This window comes from Ferruginibacter sp., assembly GCF_049840995.1.
In the GTDB taxonomy this organism is placed as follows: Bacteria; Bacteroidota; Bacteroidia; order Chitinophagales; family Chitinophagaceae; genus Ferruginibacter.
Genome location: NZ_JASGIP010000003.1, coordinates 255,736 through 272,291, shown reverse-complemented (window position 1 = coordinate 272,291; position 16,556 = coordinate 255,736). Strand labels below are relative to the sequence as shown.

Sequence of the window (16,556 nt, the reverse complement as noted above, 5' to 3'; positions counted from 1 at the left end):
TAGCATGAACAGGAAAGAATTCATACAAATAGTTTTAGGATCTGCAACAGTTGCGGCCACGGCTTCATCCTGTAAAAAAAAGAACCTAATTAAAGGAACGATCATTGGCGCATCATCCAATATCGGTCACCTGTTGCGTACGGCAAACAACAATGCCGTAGCCGAAACTATTAAAAGCAAAGTGGTAATAATAGGAGGAGGGATAAGCGGCCTGTCTGCAGCAAGACACCTGAGCTCTAATGATCTTACAGATTTTATTTTACTCGATCTCTGAAAAAGAAGTAGGTGGTAATGCAAAGAGCGGTGCAAATGAGATATCCGCTTTTCCATGGGGCGCTCACTATGTACCCATACCTAATAACGATCTTACAGCGTACATTGATTTTTTAGACGAGTGCGGTATTATAAAAAGCAGGGGCGAAAATAACCTGCCGGAATACAAAGAAGAATATTTGTGTTTCGATCCGGAAGAAAGATTATTCATTAATGGAAGATGGCAGGATGGGCTGGTACCGCATTTTGGATTGCCTGCAAAGGATATTGCACAGATAGATACTTTTTTAAAACAAATGAATGTATACCGGTATACAACAGGGGCGGATGGAAAAGATGCTTTTGCCATACCTGTAAATGCATCCAGTACGGATACGGTATTTACAACACTGGACAATATTACCATGAAGCAGTGGATGCTGAACAACCATTATGAAAGCAATTACCTGCACAATTACGTGAACTATTGTACTAAGGATGATTTTGGAACACCGCATGATAAAATAAGCGCCTGGGCTGGCATACATTATTTTGCTGCACGAAAAGGAAAAGCGGTCAATGCCACTTACAGTGATGTGATCACCTGGCCCGAAGGGAATGGGTTTTTAGTGAACCAATTAAAAAAAATTTGTAAAGCGCAAACCAAAACCAATTGTCTTGCAACTAAAATAATTGCGCAACAGGATAAAGTAATTGTGGAATGCTTTGATGCAGCCAATAAAAAATATTTTGCTGTTGAGGCAGATCAGTGCATTGTGGCAGCACCGCAATTTGTTGCCGGCCGTTTATTAAATAATAATGAAAGGATGGCTGCTGTAAAAAATAATTTTAACTATGCGCCGTGGATGGTGGCTAATATAAAAGTGAACGAACTAAAGCAAAAGGAAGGAGCGCCTTTATCGTGGGACAATGTGATCTACGACAGCACATCGCTCGGGTATATCGACGCCACGCATCAGCAGTTGCAACTGTATAAAACTAAACGCAATCTTACTTACTATATGCCATTATGCGCCACCGATGCCGTTACAGAAAGGCAGCAGGCACAGCAGAAAAAACATGAGGACTGGGTGGATGTCATCTTTAGGGACCTGGAAAAGATACACGAGGATATTGAAGAAAAGACAGAAGAGATCAACGTTATGGTATGGGGTCATGCTATGATACAGCCCTTACCCGGCTTTATTACAGGCGAAGCAAGAAAGGAAATGGCAAGGTCAATAAACGACAATATTCATTTTGCCCATACCGATATAGCAGGTATCTCCATTTTTGAAGAAGCATTTTACCAGGGGCTGAACGCAGCAAAAAAAATAATGGCAAAACAAATTTAAAATTATGCAACCGCAACCCTGGATAGGAAACAGAACCACCGATGTGTTGTTTATCCTGCTGCCGCCATTTATAAGCCTGCTGGTGATCTTTCTTTTCCCGGGTCTATTTCAGAACGTTAAAAGTATGTCTGACGCAGGTTGGGTGATACTGATATTACTGGTAGATGTGGCGCATGTGTACACTACCTTGTTCCGTACCTATTTTGATAAGAATGCTTTTAAGCGCCAGCGTTTCATTCTCTCTGCTATCCCATTCATAGGTTTTATATTGGGAATTATTGCATACGCTATCAGTAATATCCTTTTCTGGAGATTACTGGCCTATGTAGCGGTCTTTCATTTTGTTCGCCAGCAATATGGATTCATGCGGGTATACAGCAGAAAGGAAAATGCAGGTTACTACAGCCGCCTCATCGATAAAATAACTATTTACTACGCTACACTGTACCCCATTTTATACTGGCACTTAAAAGGGCCACGCAACTTCAACTGGTTTACTGATAATGATTTTGTTTATTTCAACGCCAATGGTTTGCTTATCTTTTTTACAGCATTATATTATATAACTGTAATTGTTTTTGTTGTAAAAGAAATTTATCAATGTATCAAAGCCAAAAGCATTAATATTCCTAAGGCTGCAGTAATTGCGGGCACATTGATATCCTGGTATTTTGGTATCATTTATTTTAATGGCGATATGGCGTTTACAATTTTAAATGTGGTAAGTCACGGCATTCCATATATGGCATTGGTGTGGATCTATGGTAAAAAGAATTACCGGCAACCACAAAAGGGTAACCGCTTTTTACAAATAGTATTCAGCAGGTATGGGGTACTTATTTTTTTAGCGCTCATATTTTTATTTGCATTTGTAGAGGAAGGCCTTTGGGATTTTATGGTATGGAAAGAGCACGGCCTTGTATTTAATTTCAATCACCTGCCTGCAGTAAACATCAGCGATAAGGCATTGACCTTTATTATCCCCTTATTGGCCCTGCCCCAGGTAACGCATTATATCCTCGACGGATTTATCTGGAAAATAAAAGAAGATAATTTTAAATGGAATAACGAAACAGGACAATTAAAAACGCCGGGATAACCCGGCGTTTCAATTTATTTTTTTTCCCTGTTATCAGGTTTACCACTGTTCGGTCTTTGTTGATTTTGTCCACCCCTGTTTGGTTGCTGCGGTTTCTGTTGATTTTGCCCGCCGCGGTTTTGCTGGTTGAGATTCGGACGCTGTTGATTTTGTCCACCACCCCTGTTCTGTTGCTGTGGTTTCTGTTGATTTTGCCCGCCCCGGTTCTGCTGGTTGCCACCCTGCTGGCCACCACCGCGATTTTGTTGGTTACCACCGCCGCCCTGCTGGCGGTTGCCCTGTTGCGGACGATTATCTCCCTGGCGGTTACGGTTATTACCCTGTTGCTGGTTCCTTTCGTTCTCTCTTCTTTTGCGACTGGTCTTTTCCAGGCTTTTCAGGCTGATCTGTCCCACAACATCTGCATACACCGGTTCAATTTCTTTTGGCTTGCTGCTCACCACTTCCACCGGTTCCAGTTCTTCAGGTTTAATGCCCTGGCGGTTCAGTTCTTTTATCTTTCTTACTCTTTCAATAGTAAGCGGGTATTGCTTGTTACTGTCGGGCATGGTATACCACATCAGGTTCTTAAAAATATCTTTCTTTACCAAAAAAGCACGGCTCCTGGCAGTTTCAATACTGTCGGCATCATCCGGAAAGAACTGCAGTGCATCCATATAAGTATCCAGTTCGTAATTCAAACAGCATTTTAAACGGCCGCACTGGCCACTCAACTTGGTTTGATTGATACTTAAATTCTGGTAACGGGCCGCATTGGTGTTCACACTCTTAAAATCAGTGAGCCAGCTGCTGCAGCACAATTCACGGCCACAACTGCCGATACCACCTACTTTACCCGCTTCCTGTCGGGCGCCTATCTGGCGCATTTCCACCTTTACTTTAAACTCGGCGGCGTATAATTTTATCAACTCACGAAAATCCACCCTGTCATCGGCAATATAAAAATAAGTGGCTTTACGGCCATCCGCCTGTATCTCCACTTCGGCCATTTTCATATCCAGGTTCAGCTGGCGGGCAATGGCGCGGCTGCGGATGAGCATCTGTGCTTCGCGGGCCTTGCTTTCCTTCATTTTATTAATGTCGGCTTCACCGGCGCGGCGCAATACTTTTTTAATATCCGGGCTTTTTTCATCCACCTCATGCTTCTTCATCTGCAAACGTACCAGCTCGCCGGTAATGTTCACCATACCCACGTCAAACCCGCTGATGCCTTCCACGGCAACCATATCACCCTTTTCAAAATATTGTAAAGTAGTATTCCTGAAAAAATCTTTGCGGCTGCCGTTATTGAAACTCACTTCAATAACACGGCAATTGCTTTCAGGGTCGCTGAAAGGCAAATTAGCCAGCCAATCGTGTACGTTCATGCGGTTACAACCACCGGTACTGCAGCTGCCATGATCCTGGCAACCCCCGGGTGCACCATTTTTAGTACCGCATCCTCCGCTTCCACATCCCATATCTTAATAATTGATAATTGGTTAATTGATAATTTAAAATGAATTATCCTGTTCTATAACGTGGAACAGGTAATAACATTTTTTAGAGAGGGATTTTTTTTGAACCCGGCGGGAGCATTACTATGGTGCTTCATTGGCTGAGTTTATCCCGAAAGCATCCGGGACACTCTTCAACTATATATCTCTGTTGGGCATCCACATAAATAAATGCCATAAAAAATAAACGCCTCGTATTGACTAGAGATTATATGCTGATAACAAAATAATCGTGCCTGTTAGTATGCTATCCACTGGTTCAACCCCTCAATTCACCAAAATTACTGATTTGTTGCTAATAATATGATATAACCTGATAGAAAGGGCGTGGAAGAGCATTTTGCCGTTGGCATTGCGCTCAATATAATAACTGGCCTTATCCAGTTCGTTGATGATGGCTTCCTGCTGGCCAATGCCGCAGATCTTATTCAGCCGCAGCGCAAAGTCATGATCAGCAGAGGGTTGTCCATTGGCAGGCTCGTCCATGGCTCTTAACCGTATAGCCTGTTCCAGCAGGTGAATGAAGTATTTAAGGAACTGCTTTTGCTTTTCCCTACCCAGTTTGGCGGTTTCTTCTATCCATTTTACCTGGGCTACAGGGCCGGTCTTTAAAACTGCGTTCAGCCATTCCCGCAGCATACCCTGCCAGTCGTCTTCGGCATGCTGCAATAACTGCAGCGCTTCCCGGTAATTGCCCTCGGCCAGTGCGGCTACCTGCGCTGCCTTTGTAATGTTCACCCCTTCTTTCAGTTCCAGCGCCGCTTCCAGTTCCTGGTTGCTGAGCAATGGGATCTTTACTAACTGCGTGCGGGACAAAATGGTGGGTAGTATCAGCCCGTCGTTCTCGGCCACAAAAACAAAGAGCGTATTGGGTGGAGGTTCCTCTATTAGCTTTAAAAGCTTGTTGCCCTCTTTGCCCAAAAATTCCGGCATCCACATGATCAGGATCTTGTATTCGCTTTCAAAACTTTTCAGGCTCATAGTGCGGTTAATATCATTGCACTTCGCTGGCAGTGATATTACCCTGCTTGTTTTCTGCACCGATGAACTGCAGCCAGTCGTAAATATTACCGTAAGGGCTTTGCGATACAAACTCCCGCCATTCTTTTATAAAATCGGCACTCACCGGTTTTTCACCGGCCTTTTTTGTAATAACAGGATAAGAAAAATGTATATCGGGATGGATCAGTTCCGCTGCTTTTTTGCAGGCCGCACATTCCCCACACGAATCGGAGAAAGTTGAAGGTTGAAGGTTGATGGTTGAAGGTTCGGGTTCTCCAAATAAAGAAGGTTCTGCTGCAGCTTTGGTTTGCTTGCCATTTACTTTTTCGCAAACAATGTATTGTGCAAAAGCCATGGCCAGTTGCAAAGCGCCACTGCCTTCTTTGCCTAAAAACAATAAAGCATGGCTCAGCCTGTTGTGCTGTATCATTTGTACCAGGTGTTCCTTGGTATCTTTCTGGCCGGCGATGGATTGGAATTGCATGGGTGCAAAGATAAAAGAAGGGGAGTGGAAAAGCAGCGCTAAAATGTCCAGAAGCGTTTTCTTTTAAAATCGATCCACGCATAAGGATCTCCGCTTTTATTTGATAGTTCGGTGGGTTTTTCTTTTGCATTAGAAACGATCAGCCATTTACCAGAACGGTGTTTATAAAGTAAACCTTCTTCATACAGTTCTCCTTCTTTGATGCCGGTTAAACCATCTGGTGCATATACCCATATCTTGGTTCCTTTGATCACCACTTTACATTTGGCGATACAGTGGTTGTACTCCATATCGCAATAATTATAAGTGTAAGTGCCGCTTTTGGGAATTTGGGCAAAAGATAATTGTGTAAATAAAAGGAAGAAAATTAAAAGATGGATTCTCATTTCAATTTCATTTGAGCAAAATAAGGATGATCGGGATTTACAATTAATTCTCTTCTGTAAGGATGAATAACAACATCCATGTCTTCTAAGGGGATGGCACCTAATAAAAGTTCATTATCCCCCGGTATCACCATTGCATCAACCACGCAACGGCGGTTTTTAAAGCGGACTTCTATAGGACCCACCACATCATATTCAACAACGCTGCCATAGGCAAGCTGGCCTTTGCGTTTTTCAACTACACTTAACTGTAATTGTTCCTGCACAGTTTCGTTGATACACATATACACGCTGCCGGTATCTACCAGCATGTTCACATGTATCCTTTTTATTTCTTCTTCTCCAATAATGTGTTTTCTGGCAAGAGCTAGATCATCACCATTGATCAATTCAAATTCTGCGTATATCAGTCCCATTTGCATCTTATAAAGTTAATAAAAAAAGTTTTCTGTCTTTAATCAAGATAGCTGAAACGCAGTTTGGGTTGCATATATAAAAAAGGGTGCAATAATTAATTGCACCCTTTTTATCAAGATTGATTGATCATTATATCTTACTTGTCAGTTCCTCGCTCATCGGCTCTACCTTACTTGGGAAATAAGCCAGTAATTTGCCATTTTCATCCAGTAAGAATTTACCAAAATTCCATTTGATCTCTGCATCCAACACACCATTCTGGTCTTTGCTGCAAAGCCATTTAAAAATAGGTGCTGTATCTTCTCCCTTTACAGATACTTTAGCTGCCATCGGGAAAGTAACACCATAATTCTTTTTACAGAACTCTTTTATTTCGGTGTTGGTACCAGGCTCCTGGCCACCAAAATTGTTGGCCGGAAAACCAACGATCACCAGTTTATCTTTATATTTTTCGTACAGTTTTTCCAGTCCTTCATATTGTGGTGTGTAACCACATTTGGAAGCCGTGTTCACCACCAGTATCTTTTTGCCTTTGTACTGCGAAAAATCGATGGTGCCGCCATCCAGGCCTTCCACTTTAAATTCATAAATGGATTTTGCCGCAACAGTCGGGCGTGTTGCAACGGTATCATTATGGATCACCGTAGGGTTGTTTACCTGCGTTGCGCAAACCAGTGCTGCCGCAATTACTACTGCTTTTATCATATTAGTTAAGATTTATTTTTTATAACGTTTTTATTGCAAATTTGTTCCGGCAATTTTACTGCCAATTACAATAAGTATGCTTACCATTTATGTAAAATAATATTGCCTTATTGCTTTTCGTAACAACCCAAATCGGGTAAACCAACGTTCCGGTTGCCATTGTCCAGGTCTTTTGTATAAACGGTAGCAACTCCTTTATTAATGCCCGGCGCTGCAGGGCTGGATATCCTGAAATTAAAGATGCGCTTCACCACATCAATGCTATCGAACACGGGGTCCTGGTTGCGGATATTGCTGGTCAGGGTGCTGTTGGCCGGATCGGCGCCACGGTAAAGATTTTTTTCGAACAATACATTAAAAGTGGTGCTGCCCTGTTTGCTCACCACTACTTCATCATTTACAAAGCCGGTGTTATCAGCCCAGAAAATACAGTTGCGGAACACCGCATTCAGGTTGGCCAGTACAGTGGAGCCGCCCTGCGTAGCAAAATTGCTTACAGACAATACCGGGTTTTTATGAACAATATAATTGGTGGAGTAGGTTGCGGCAGTACAATTGGTAAAAGTATAATCGCCGCCATATATCAATGCAATATTACTGCCGCAGTTGCTGATAAGGCTGTTATTGGCCTGCAGGCTGCTGTTGGCAGCCAGTATACCGGCATCGTAGGCATTATCAATGATGCATTGCTGCAATACGATCTTGGGATTGGCGTTGATGGAAGGGCCCGTGGTTACCAGCGCCTGGTAAGCATTTTTAATAATAGCAAACTGTAAAGAATTATTCTTGCTGTTGCCGCGGAAGTAAATGCCGGGCCAGCCTGCCGGCAGATCTTTATAATAATAGTCCAGCCTGTCGCCTGCAAATACCACTTCGTTGTTTTTAGTGCCGTTGATGGTAAGCGTACCGTCTACAATAAATGGCGCATCGGCATGGCTGTATATTTTTGTTCCTGCCTGAATAGTGAGGGTGGCGGTAGTATCAATACGTACACTGCCCAGTATTACATAAGGTAGTGTATTCGTCCACGTTATATTGCTGGTTAGTACTTTATTGCGTAAAAAATTGGCATTCTGCCCCCAGGCCTCCAGTTGCACAAAACGGTCGTTACCATTATAATTGATCAATATACTGTCGCTTAAAATAAATGGAAGATTGGCCGCATTGGGATTTACAGTTACCGATGCAAAAACATAAATACTGTCATTGGCGGCTATCTCTACATTGTCCATTTCAGGGCCAGGATTGCCATTGATATTTATTTTAAAAGCCGATGCAGCGCCGCCCATTAATTTTACTTTGCTTAACCGTAGTTTCTGGCTGTTCTCATTAATGATCTTGAAAGATTTGGTGATAGAACCGGTACTGGTAAAAACGGTATCATATTTTAAAGAGTCTGCAGTAATGGTCAATCTTGCTTCTGCACTGGTAATAAAAAAATCTTTTTTGCAGGAGGGAAGCATATAGCTGAAAGCAAAAAGCAAAAAGCATAAGGCTGGAAGCTGAACGTAGCGATAGTACTTATTCATACATCAAATGTAAATCAAAACTATTTAGTAGCGTAGGCCAATGTGGCAATATATAATTTTGTGCCGGGCACCTGCAATATTGTACTGCCGCAAGCCTCCAGCGTGGCGCCGGTGGTAACCACATCGTCTACCAGTAAAATCTTTTTTCCCTGCAGCACCGTGGGATCATTTACTACAAAACTGCCTTCCACATTTTCCCATCTTTCAGTACGGTGTTTACGGGTCTGGGTTTCGGTAAAGCGGCGGCGTACCACATTATCATTCAATACCGGTACCTGCATTATTTCAGAGATGCCTTTGCAAATTACCGCTGCCTGGTTATAGCCTCTTTTGCGTTCTTTATCGGGATATAGTGGTAGCGGTACCAGGTAATCCAACTGGCTGAAGCGGCCACTCTGCAAAAGGGAGTTGCCCATCATTTCGCCCAGGTAAATGCCGATATCCGTATTGTTCTTATACTTCAGCTGGTGAATGAGGTGCTGCAGCAATGTTTCTTTTGCAAAATAAAATTCGCTGTGGGCAGCTGTTACAGGTATGCGTGCCCAGAATATTTTTTCAATGGGATTGTTTGCAAACTGTGCAAAGTTGGTATGCGGCAGATCGTTGATGCAATAAACGCACAACTGGTTACCCTGCGGCAACAGATCGCTGCCGCAACCCGTGCATATATGCGGGTAGAAAAGGTGGAGAGTGTCATATAATATGTTGGTGAATGACCTCAAGTATTTTTACCGCTATTTATTTTGTATAAATATAAATTCCCTTCCAGGAAGCAGACGGATCTGCTGGATCGGACCAAACAACAGTCTTGGGATATGCCCAACTATTATAAATATAAGCATATTTTTCTGTGGAAGCAGAGCCTGTTACCGGGGTTGTTACTGATTCCAGCGGGTTGTTCTTTTGATCGTATAAAAATCCGCTTGGGTTGTTGTTGATCATTACTGGGTAATTGATGTTTCCCATATTGAAGGGATTAATGTGGGTGTCATACTGGTATGTAACCCGGTTTATTTCCCTGTAACCGGTGGGTTCATCTATATAATAAATTTCCTTTACGATATTACTACCTGACCTGGTTATGGCATGCTTGAATTTATTGATCACTTCACTTGCAAGAGAGTAAGTATAATTCCTGTTATTCTCAATAATGCTATCGGCATAAATGGTATAAGCTGAGGTACTGGTTATAGTATCTGTAACACCAGTTGTAAAGTTATTAAAGAAGTAAATGCTGGAGTCTCTTATCACTACCTGGTTACTGTTAGTGGTAAAGAAGGTTACTATTGAGTCCCTGATATCGACTTCATCGTAAAATACATCGATCACTTTATTTGCAATAGTATCGCTTCCATTATAATAATAGAACAGCCTTTCATAATCATCTGCATAATATGGAACACCATTCATGTATTCTACGGTGGTCTCCGTGGTTAACCTGTGCAGGTTGTCGTATTCAAAAGTGGTTTTGGCGAGTGTATCTGTAATACCGCTTAACGTATCCAGGTAAACAAATTCTTTTAATATAGTGCTGTCATTATTAGTTCCGGCCGGAGGTGGTGTTGGATTTGCATTTTCCAGGGAAAGTTCTTTTTGACAGGCAGAAAGAAAGATAATAGCGATCAGCAGGGTAAATAAATAGTTAGTTTTCATAAAGCGAAATTAAATAATTAAGCGCAATTTCAATAGCACATTACTTTAAAACAAATACTGGTACACTTCTTCCACCTTGCCCAATGCTATTACTTCAATATTGGTTTTTTGCTTGGGTAAACTTTTGGCGTTGTACTTGCTGACGATGATTTTTTCGAAGCCCAGCTTTTCGGCTTCGGCTATACGCTGTTCGATACGGTTTACCGCCCTTATCTCGCCCGCTAAGGCCCACTTCGCCGGCAAAACAAATATGCTGCGGCAAGGCCACATCTTCATAACTGCTGAGCAGGGCGCACACAATGGCCAGGTCCAGTGAAGGATCTTCTATCTTTAATCCCCCGGCAATATTTACAAATACATCTTTAACACCGAAATGAAAACCGCCCCGCTTTTCCAGCACGGCTAATAATAATTGCAAACGCCGCAGGTCGAAACCACTTACCGTGCGTTGCGGCGTGCCGTATACACTTTGTGTAACCAGGGCCTGTGCTTCTATCAATAAAGGGCGCATGCCTTCCATGGTGGCGGCAATGGCAATACCGCTTAAAGCATCTTCTTTTTGTGTGATGAGAATTTCGCTGGGGTTAGTTACTGCACGCATGCCTTCGCTGCCCATTTCGTAAATGCCCAGCTCGGCAGTGGAACCAAAGCGGTTCTTTAAAGTGCGCAGGATGCGGTAAGCATAATGACGGTCGCCTTCAAACTGCAATACGGTATCCACCATGTGCTCCAGTATCTTGGGCCCGGCAATGTTGCCATCTTTGGTAATATGGCCGATCAGGAACACCGGCGTGTTGGTCTCTTTTGCAAAGCGCTGCAGTTCTGCAGCGGTTTCTCTTATCTGGCTGATGCTGCCCGGTCCACTCTCTACAAATGGCGATTGCAATGTTTGAATGGAATCGACGATGACCAGTTGCGGTTTCAGTTTTTTTATTTCGTGAAAGATGGTCTTGGTATCTGTTTCAGTCAACAGGTAAAAATTTTCGTTTTTAATACCGATCCTGTCGGCACGCATTTTTATCTGCTGTTCACTTTCTTCCCCACTTATATATAATGTAACCACGTCTTTCAACTGCAAACCAATTTGTAAAAACAAAGTGGATTTACCAATACCCGGTTCGCCGGCCACCAGTACAATACTGCCGCTTACAATGCCGCCACCCAGCACACGGTTCAGTTCTGCATCCTGTGACAGTATTCTTTTTTCTTCGGCGCTGCTGACTTCATTGATGGAAATGGTTTTTAATTTACCATCCCTTTTATATTCCGCCCATTCATCTTTTTCTTTTTTATCGCTGCCTTTAACAATTACTTCTTCTACAAATGTGTTCCAGTTATTGCACGATGGACATTTACCCAACCACTTTGCACTTTCGTAACCACAGCTCTGGCAAAAAAATGCCGATTTAGTTTTACTCATGTTGTAAAGATAATGGCGATTGCAGATTTTAGATTGTCGATTTTAGATTGCTGATGCAATCGTTAAACGGTTTTTAAAAAAGAAAAGTTGAAATTTTTTTGCAGAAGGTTGTATCAACGGAACAAAATAAAGCGGGTGATTTCAGGAACTTTTTAAAGTAAAAGGGCTATCATTTCTGATAGCCCTTTGTACTTACTAACCCATTAAATTCTATTGCTAAATTACAATTTACGGCCACATAAAAAAATATATTTTGAGGCATGTTGATAAGTTTTGGAGGTGTTTTTGGCCAGAATACGACAAATAGACCTGATTATAATATGATAATTATCAGCTACTTATGGGCCTGTTTTGCCACCTTAAAGTGTAGCCGAAAATCAGGTTAAGAAAAAATTATTTCTTCAAAAATATTTGGTTTATAAAATAAACTACTTTAATATTGTGACAAATTTACTGTGATGAATAAAACCTTTACTATACTATTAATACTGGCGGTTATGGCGGCAAAGGGGCAGGTGAAAATAAGCGGTAAAGTGGTTGATAATAAGAACAAACCGCTGCGGGGCATCAGCGTTGTTTTAAAAGATACCTACGATGGCGCCACCACCGACTCGCTGGGCAATTTTTCTTTTACCACTTCCGAAAAGGGCGACCAGGTGATCGAGATCACGGCATCCGGTTTTAAGTCTTTTGAGCAAAAAATAACCATTGCGGGCGCCAATATCACCGTTCCGGTGGCTTTAAAGGAGCAGGTTACCGACCTGAAGGCGGTGGTGATATCGGCCGGCTCGTTCGAGGCCAGCGATAAAAAGAAAGGGGCTGTTTTGACCGATATTGATATTGTTACCACCCCCAGCGCCAACGGCGATGTTACCTCGGCGCTTAAATCATTACCCGGTACCCAGCAGGTGGGGGAAAGTGAAGGCCTGTTTGTAAGGGGCGGTACGGCCACCGAAAGCAAGATCTTTATTGACGGCACCCAGGTAAATAACTTTTTTTACAGCGGCACCCCCGGCATTGCACAAAGGGGCCGGTTCAATCCTTTTCTTTTTAAAGGCACGGTGTTCAGCACCGGCGGTTACTCGGCTTTGTATGGCCAGGCGCTTTCTTCGGCACTTATCCTGGAGAGCAAGGACCTGCCAGAAAAAAGCGAAGCCGATGTGGGCGTGAGCGTAGTGGGCGTGGGCGGCGGCTTGCAGCACCTGTCGAAAGATAAAAAATCCAGCTGGGGCATCAATGCCAACTATGTAAACCTTTGGCTGGCTTTTAATGTGATCAAACAAAAGCAGGATTATTTTAAGATACCCGTGGTGTTTGATGGCGATGTGAACTTCCGTTTTAAAACAAAGGGCGGCGGTATGGTTAAATTCTATTCTTATATAAGCTCCACTACTTTGGGCAGCCGCACGGCGGATATTGATTCGGTGGTGATGAAAGATGCTTTTACACTCAGTAATTTTAACCAGTACCATAATGTGAACTGGAAACAACCGCTGAAAAATAAATGGAAACTGAATGTGGGAGCCTCTTACAGCACCAACAGGGATAATATCAGCAACGAAATGCAAAATGCCTCGAATGTAAAGCAGGTGATCACTACGCCGATGTTCTATGCATATAAAAATTTCGATTTGATCTCAACCGGCCATTTTTTCCAGAACAGGATCATGCTGGATAAAAAACTAAGTGGCTTAAGTGCTATACGTTTTGGAACAGAGTTAAGCATCAGTAGTGAAAAAGGCGCTTATACTTTATATGACGGCACAAAATACAGCAGCACTGTAAAGGAAACCATGATAGCAGGTTTTGGCGAGTCCGATATTTATATCACCAATGCACTGGCTGCAAAACTGGGGGTGCGTACCGAGCACTCGCAATTGCTGGATAAATGGAATGTGGTACCCAGGGCTTCGCTGGCCTACCAACTGGGTAAATACAGTTCTGCAGGATTTGCTTATGGCATTTTTTACCAGAATCCTGAAACAAAATATATGCCTTCCAGCAGTTTGCTGAATTTTTCCAAAGCAACGCATTATATACTGCAGTACCAGAAGTTGACAGGTTTGCAAACACTGCGTATGGAATTGTTCTATAAAAAATACGAGGACCTGTATAAGACCGGTTATAATACCAACAGCCGCGAAGTGGCCATCAACAACAATGGTACCGGTTATGCAAAAGGTTTTGAAGCTTTCTGGAGAGATAAGAAAACGATCCCTACGGTTGACTACTGGATATCTTATTCGTACCTGGATACCAAAAGGGATTTTTTAAATTTCCCTTCGCTGATACAGCCTTCGTTTGCTGCAAAACATACTGCTGCGTTTGTATTTAAGAAGTTTATCATGAAATGGAAAACACAGTTTAACCTGAGCTATAATTTTGCCAGCGGACGACCTTACTATCGCATTGCTTATGATAATGTACAGCAGAAGAATGTGTTTACCGATATGGGTACAACTATTAATTATAACAGTTGCAGTTTTAGTGTAAATTACCTGCCCACCATTGGCAGAAAGGATACGAAAAACTTTGCCGTATGGGTGCTGGGCATCAATAATGTATTTGGACAGAAACAGGTGTACACTTACAACTATACCAATGACGGCAGCCGTAAAGAAGCGGTAACACCACCCAGTAAAAGATTTGTGTTTATTGGTTGTTTCTTAAGTTTTGGTACCGACAGAACACAGGATGCTATTAATAATAATTTATAACCTTCTTTCTTATTAAGGAAAGACCAAAATTAAAATTATGTCAAACTATCGCCAGCCTGCACCCGAAGGTAAGAACCCCGAACTTTGGGAGATAGCGCAAAAAAGAGTGAGCTTTAAAAATCATGCTGTAATTTATCTTATCATCAATGCTTTTTTATGGGGTATATGGTTTTTTACGGGTAACCAGCACCGTGGTTTTGATATGGATATTATGAATAACTTTCAGTATAAATATCCATGGCCTATCTGGACAACGATGGGCTGGGGTATTGGTCTTGCTTTTCATTTTGCAGGCGCTTATATTTTTCCCCGTACTAATTCAGTGGAAAATGAATACCAGAAATTAAAAAATCAACAATACAAATAAACTCAACCATTTTAAAAATACAACAATGAAAAAGTCTCTTATCGTTGCCGTTTTATTATTCGCATCGTTTGTATCTTTTGCACAAAGCGATCGTTATGCTGCCGCTATGAAAAAAAACCTGGCGGGGCTGGATTCTGCTTTTAAGAACCCGGCGGATCTTTTAACGCTGGCCAATAATTTTGAAAGAATAGCATTGGCTGAAAAGAACCAGTGGCTGGCTTTTTACTGGGCAGCTTTTTGCCAGGTGAATTATGCTTTTATGGAAAAGGATAAAGATAAAACGGACGGGCTTGCTGATAAAGCTACCGACCTGATCAACAAGGCGGATTCTTTAATGCCCAAAAATTCAGAGATATCCTGCATCAAGAGTATGATCGCCAGTTGCCACATGCTGGTAAACCCGATGCAACGCTGGCAGGAGTATGGCCCTGAAAGCAGCGGTAATATGGATAAAGCCATGGAGCAGGACCCAACTAATCCAAGGCCTTACTACCTGAAAGGACAGGGGCTTATTTATACGCCTGAACAATTTGGCGGCGGCTGTAAAACGGCCAAGCCGGTACTGCAAACAGCGATGGATAAATACCTGGCCTTTAAACCTGCCAGTGAACTGCATCCCGACTGGGGCAAGGCACAGGTGGAAAATTTACTGGCTGGCTGTAAATAATTTATTGAAGGGTCTGGAAATATTTCCGGGCCCTTCTTTATATATAATCAACTTTAAAACCTGGCAAATGACAGAAGAAAATTTTTCACCGCAGGAAAGTTTGCAGCTGATACAATCAATGATTGCTAAAACCCGCCGCGATATGGGGGATAACAGCAGTTATTTTTTGCTTTGGGGATGGGTAACTTTTGTTGCCTGCACCGGGCAGTTTATTTTAAAGAACCTGTTTAATTACGAAAAGCATTACCTGGTATGGTTGCTTTGCTTTCCGGCAGCGGCCATCAGCGCTTACTGGGGATTTAAAGAAGGCAAGAAGAAAGAAGCCACCACTTATATCGGCGACAGCATGAAGTATTTATGGATGGGCATGGGTATCAGCTATTTTGTACTGAGTATGATACTGAGCCGTATGGGGTGGAACACCAATGTATTTCCCTTCTTTATATTATTGTATGGCCTGGGCACATTTATATCGGGCATGCTGTTGCAATTTAAACCATTGATAGCGGGCGGCATCATTGCATGGGTGCTGGCGGTGGTTTCCACTTATTTCAATTACGATTACCAGATGCTGTTTGGTGCAGGGGCTATTTTGTGCAGTTATATTATACCGGCGTACCTGCTGCGCAGTAAAGACAAAGCAGTAAAAAAATAATTGTTGATGTTTAAAGAACTCGATCCCATATTACATTCCCAATTGCGGCTGGCGGTTATCAGTTTGCTGATAAGCGTAAAGGAAGCGGAGTTTACTTTTTTAAAAGAAAAAACAAACTCCACAGCGGGTAACCTCAGTGTGCAGATCAATAAATTAAAAGACGCCGGTTATATTGATGTGACCAAGCAGTTCAGTAATAATTATCCTCAAACCATTTGCAAAATAACACCCAAAGGCATAGACGCTTTTGAACAATATGTAAAAGCGCTGCAGACCTATATGAACCCTAACGGAAAATAAAAAGCCCCTTCCTTTGCAGGAAAGAGCCTTTATCTGTGCTTGGTTATCAAAA

Annotated in this window: 18 protein-coding genes; 8 read left to right on the top strand and 10 right to left on the bottom strand. The window is 42.3% G+C overall.

All coding sequences use genetic code 11. The annotated features are described in order from the left end of the window. The first annotated feature begins 4 nt into the window (after positions 1-4). Genes QM738_RS02720 through QM738_RS02710 form a run of 3 tightly spaced genes read left to right on the top strand, consistent with a single transcriptional unit; the run spans position 5 to position 2,706 of the window. The gene (locus QM738_RS02720) at positions 5-274 is read left to right on the top strand and encodes a hypothetical protein (RefSeq protein ID WP_462275146.1); all 270 of its coding nucleotides are present in this window, start codon (positions 5-7) and stop codon (positions 272-274) included. Beyond that, the gene (locus QM738_RS02715; RefSeq protein ID WP_462275145.1) at positions 240-1,607 is read left to right on the top strand and encodes an FAD-dependent oxidoreductase; all 1,368 of its coding nucleotides are present in this window, start codon (positions 240-242) and stop codon (positions 1,605-1,607) included. The genes QM738_RS02720 and QM738_RS02715 overlap by 35 nt, the downstream gene beginning before the upstream one ends. 4 nt (positions 1,608-1,611) lie before the next feature. Next, the gene (locus QM738_RS02710) at positions 1,612-2,706 is read left to right on the top strand and encodes a hypothetical protein (RefSeq protein ID WP_462275144.1); all 1,095 of its coding nucleotides are present in this window, start codon (positions 1,612-1,614) and stop codon (positions 2,704-2,706) included. A gap of 14 nt (positions 2,707-2,720) precedes the next feature. Here QM738_RS02710 and QM738_RS02705 read toward each other — a convergent pair whose 3' ends face one another. From QM738_RS02705 to radA, 10 genes are all read right to left on the bottom strand, one after another. Further along, positions 2,721-4,166 (bottom strand): PSP1 domain-containing protein, encoded by a 1,446-nt coding sequence (locus QM738_RS02705; RefSeq protein ID WP_462275143.1) that lies wholly within the window; start codon positions 4,164-4,166, stop codon positions 2,721-2,723. A 303-nt stretch (positions 4,167-4,469) separates the two neighbouring features. Beyond that, positions 4,470-5,183, bottom strand: coding sequence for a DNA polymerase III subunit (locus QM738_RS02700; protein WP_462275142.1), 714 nt, complete (start codon positions 5,181-5,183; stop codon positions 4,470-4,472). Positions 5,184-5,196: 13 nt separating this feature from the next. Next, positions 5,197-5,688: a hypothetical protein gene (locus tag QM738_RS02695; protein WP_462275141.1), complete on the bottom strand. Its 492-nt coding sequence runs from the start codon at positions 5,686-5,688 to the stop codon at positions 5,197-5,199. A gap of 38 nt (positions 5,689-5,726) precedes the next feature. Next, positions 5,727-6,074 (bottom strand): hypothetical protein, encoded by a 348-nt coding sequence (locus QM738_RS02690; RefSeq protein ID WP_462275140.1) that lies wholly within the window; start codon positions 6,072-6,074, stop codon positions 5,727-5,729. Next, positions 6,071-6,490, bottom strand: coding sequence for an aspartyl protease family protein (locus QM738_RS02685; RefSeq protein WP_462275139.1), 420 nt, complete (start codon positions 6,488-6,490; stop codon positions 6,071-6,073). The genes QM738_RS02690 and QM738_RS02685 overlap by 4 nt, the downstream gene beginning before the upstream one ends. Positions 6,491-6,620: 130 nt before the next feature. Continuing rightward, positions 6,621-7,196 carry a glutathione peroxidase gene (locus QM738_RS02680; protein ID WP_462275138.1) on the bottom strand — a complete coding sequence of 192 codons (576 nt, stop codon included), beginning with the start codon at positions 7,194-7,196 and terminating at the stop codon, positions 6,621-6,623. Between the two features lie 107 nt (positions 7,197-7,303). Next, positions 7,304-8,725 (bottom strand): hypothetical protein, encoded by a 1,422-nt coding sequence (locus QM738_RS02675; protein WP_462275137.1) that lies wholly within the window; start codon positions 8,723-8,725, stop codon positions 7,304-7,306. A 20-nt stretch (positions 8,726-8,745) separates the two neighbouring features. Then, entirely contained in the window at positions 8,746-9,447 is a 702-nt protein-coding gene (locus QM738_RS02670) for a ComF family protein (protein WP_462275136.1), read from the bottom strand. A 16-nt stretch (positions 9,448-9,463) separates the two neighbouring features. Further along, positions 9,464-10,378: a hypothetical protein gene (locus QM738_RS02665; protein WP_462275135.1), complete on the bottom strand. Its 915-nt coding sequence runs from the start codon at positions 10,376-10,378 to the stop codon at positions 9,464-9,466. A gap of 94 nt (positions 10,379-10,472) precedes the next feature. After that, entirely contained in the window at positions 10,473-11,798 is a 1,326-nt protein-coding gene (gene radA, locus QM738_RS02660) for a DNA repair protein RadA (protein ID WP_462275134.1), read from the bottom strand. Positions 11,799-12,256: 458 nt separating this feature from the next. Here radA and QM738_RS02655 point away from each other — a divergent pair, with 458 nt between their 5' ends. From QM738_RS02655 to QM738_RS02635, 5 genes are all read left to right on the top strand, one after another. Continuing rightward, positions 12,257-14,515 carry a TonB-dependent receptor gene (locus QM738_RS02655; RefSeq protein WP_462275133.1) on the top strand — a complete coding sequence of 753 codons (2,259 nt, stop codon included), beginning with the start codon at positions 12,257-12,259 and terminating at the stop codon, positions 14,513-14,515. 37 nt (positions 14,516-14,552) lie between these two features. Further along, positions 14,553-14,882, top strand: coding sequence for a 2TM domain-containing protein (locus QM738_RS02650; protein ID WP_462275132.1), 330 nt, complete (start codon positions 14,553-14,555; stop codon positions 14,880-14,882). Between the two features lie 25 nt (positions 14,883-14,907). Then, complete coding sequence (locus QM738_RS02645) at positions 14,908-15,549, top strand: hypothetical protein (protein WP_462275131.1); 642 nt, start codon at positions 14,908-14,910, stop codon at positions 15,547-15,549. A gap of 67 nt (positions 15,550-15,616) precedes the next feature. Further along, positions 15,617-16,204, top strand: a complete 588-nt coding sequence (locus tag QM738_RS02640; protein ID WP_462275130.1) for a hypothetical protein — start codon at positions 15,617-15,619, stop codon at positions 16,202-16,204. A 6-nt stretch (positions 16,205-16,210) separates the two neighbouring features. After that, on the top strand, positions 16,211-16,504 hold the full coding sequence (locus tag QM738_RS02635) for a winged helix-turn-helix domain-containing protein (protein WP_462275129.1): 294 nt from the start codon (positions 16,211-16,213) through the stop codon (positions 16,502-16,504). Positions 16,505-16,556: the final 52 nt, after the last annotated feature.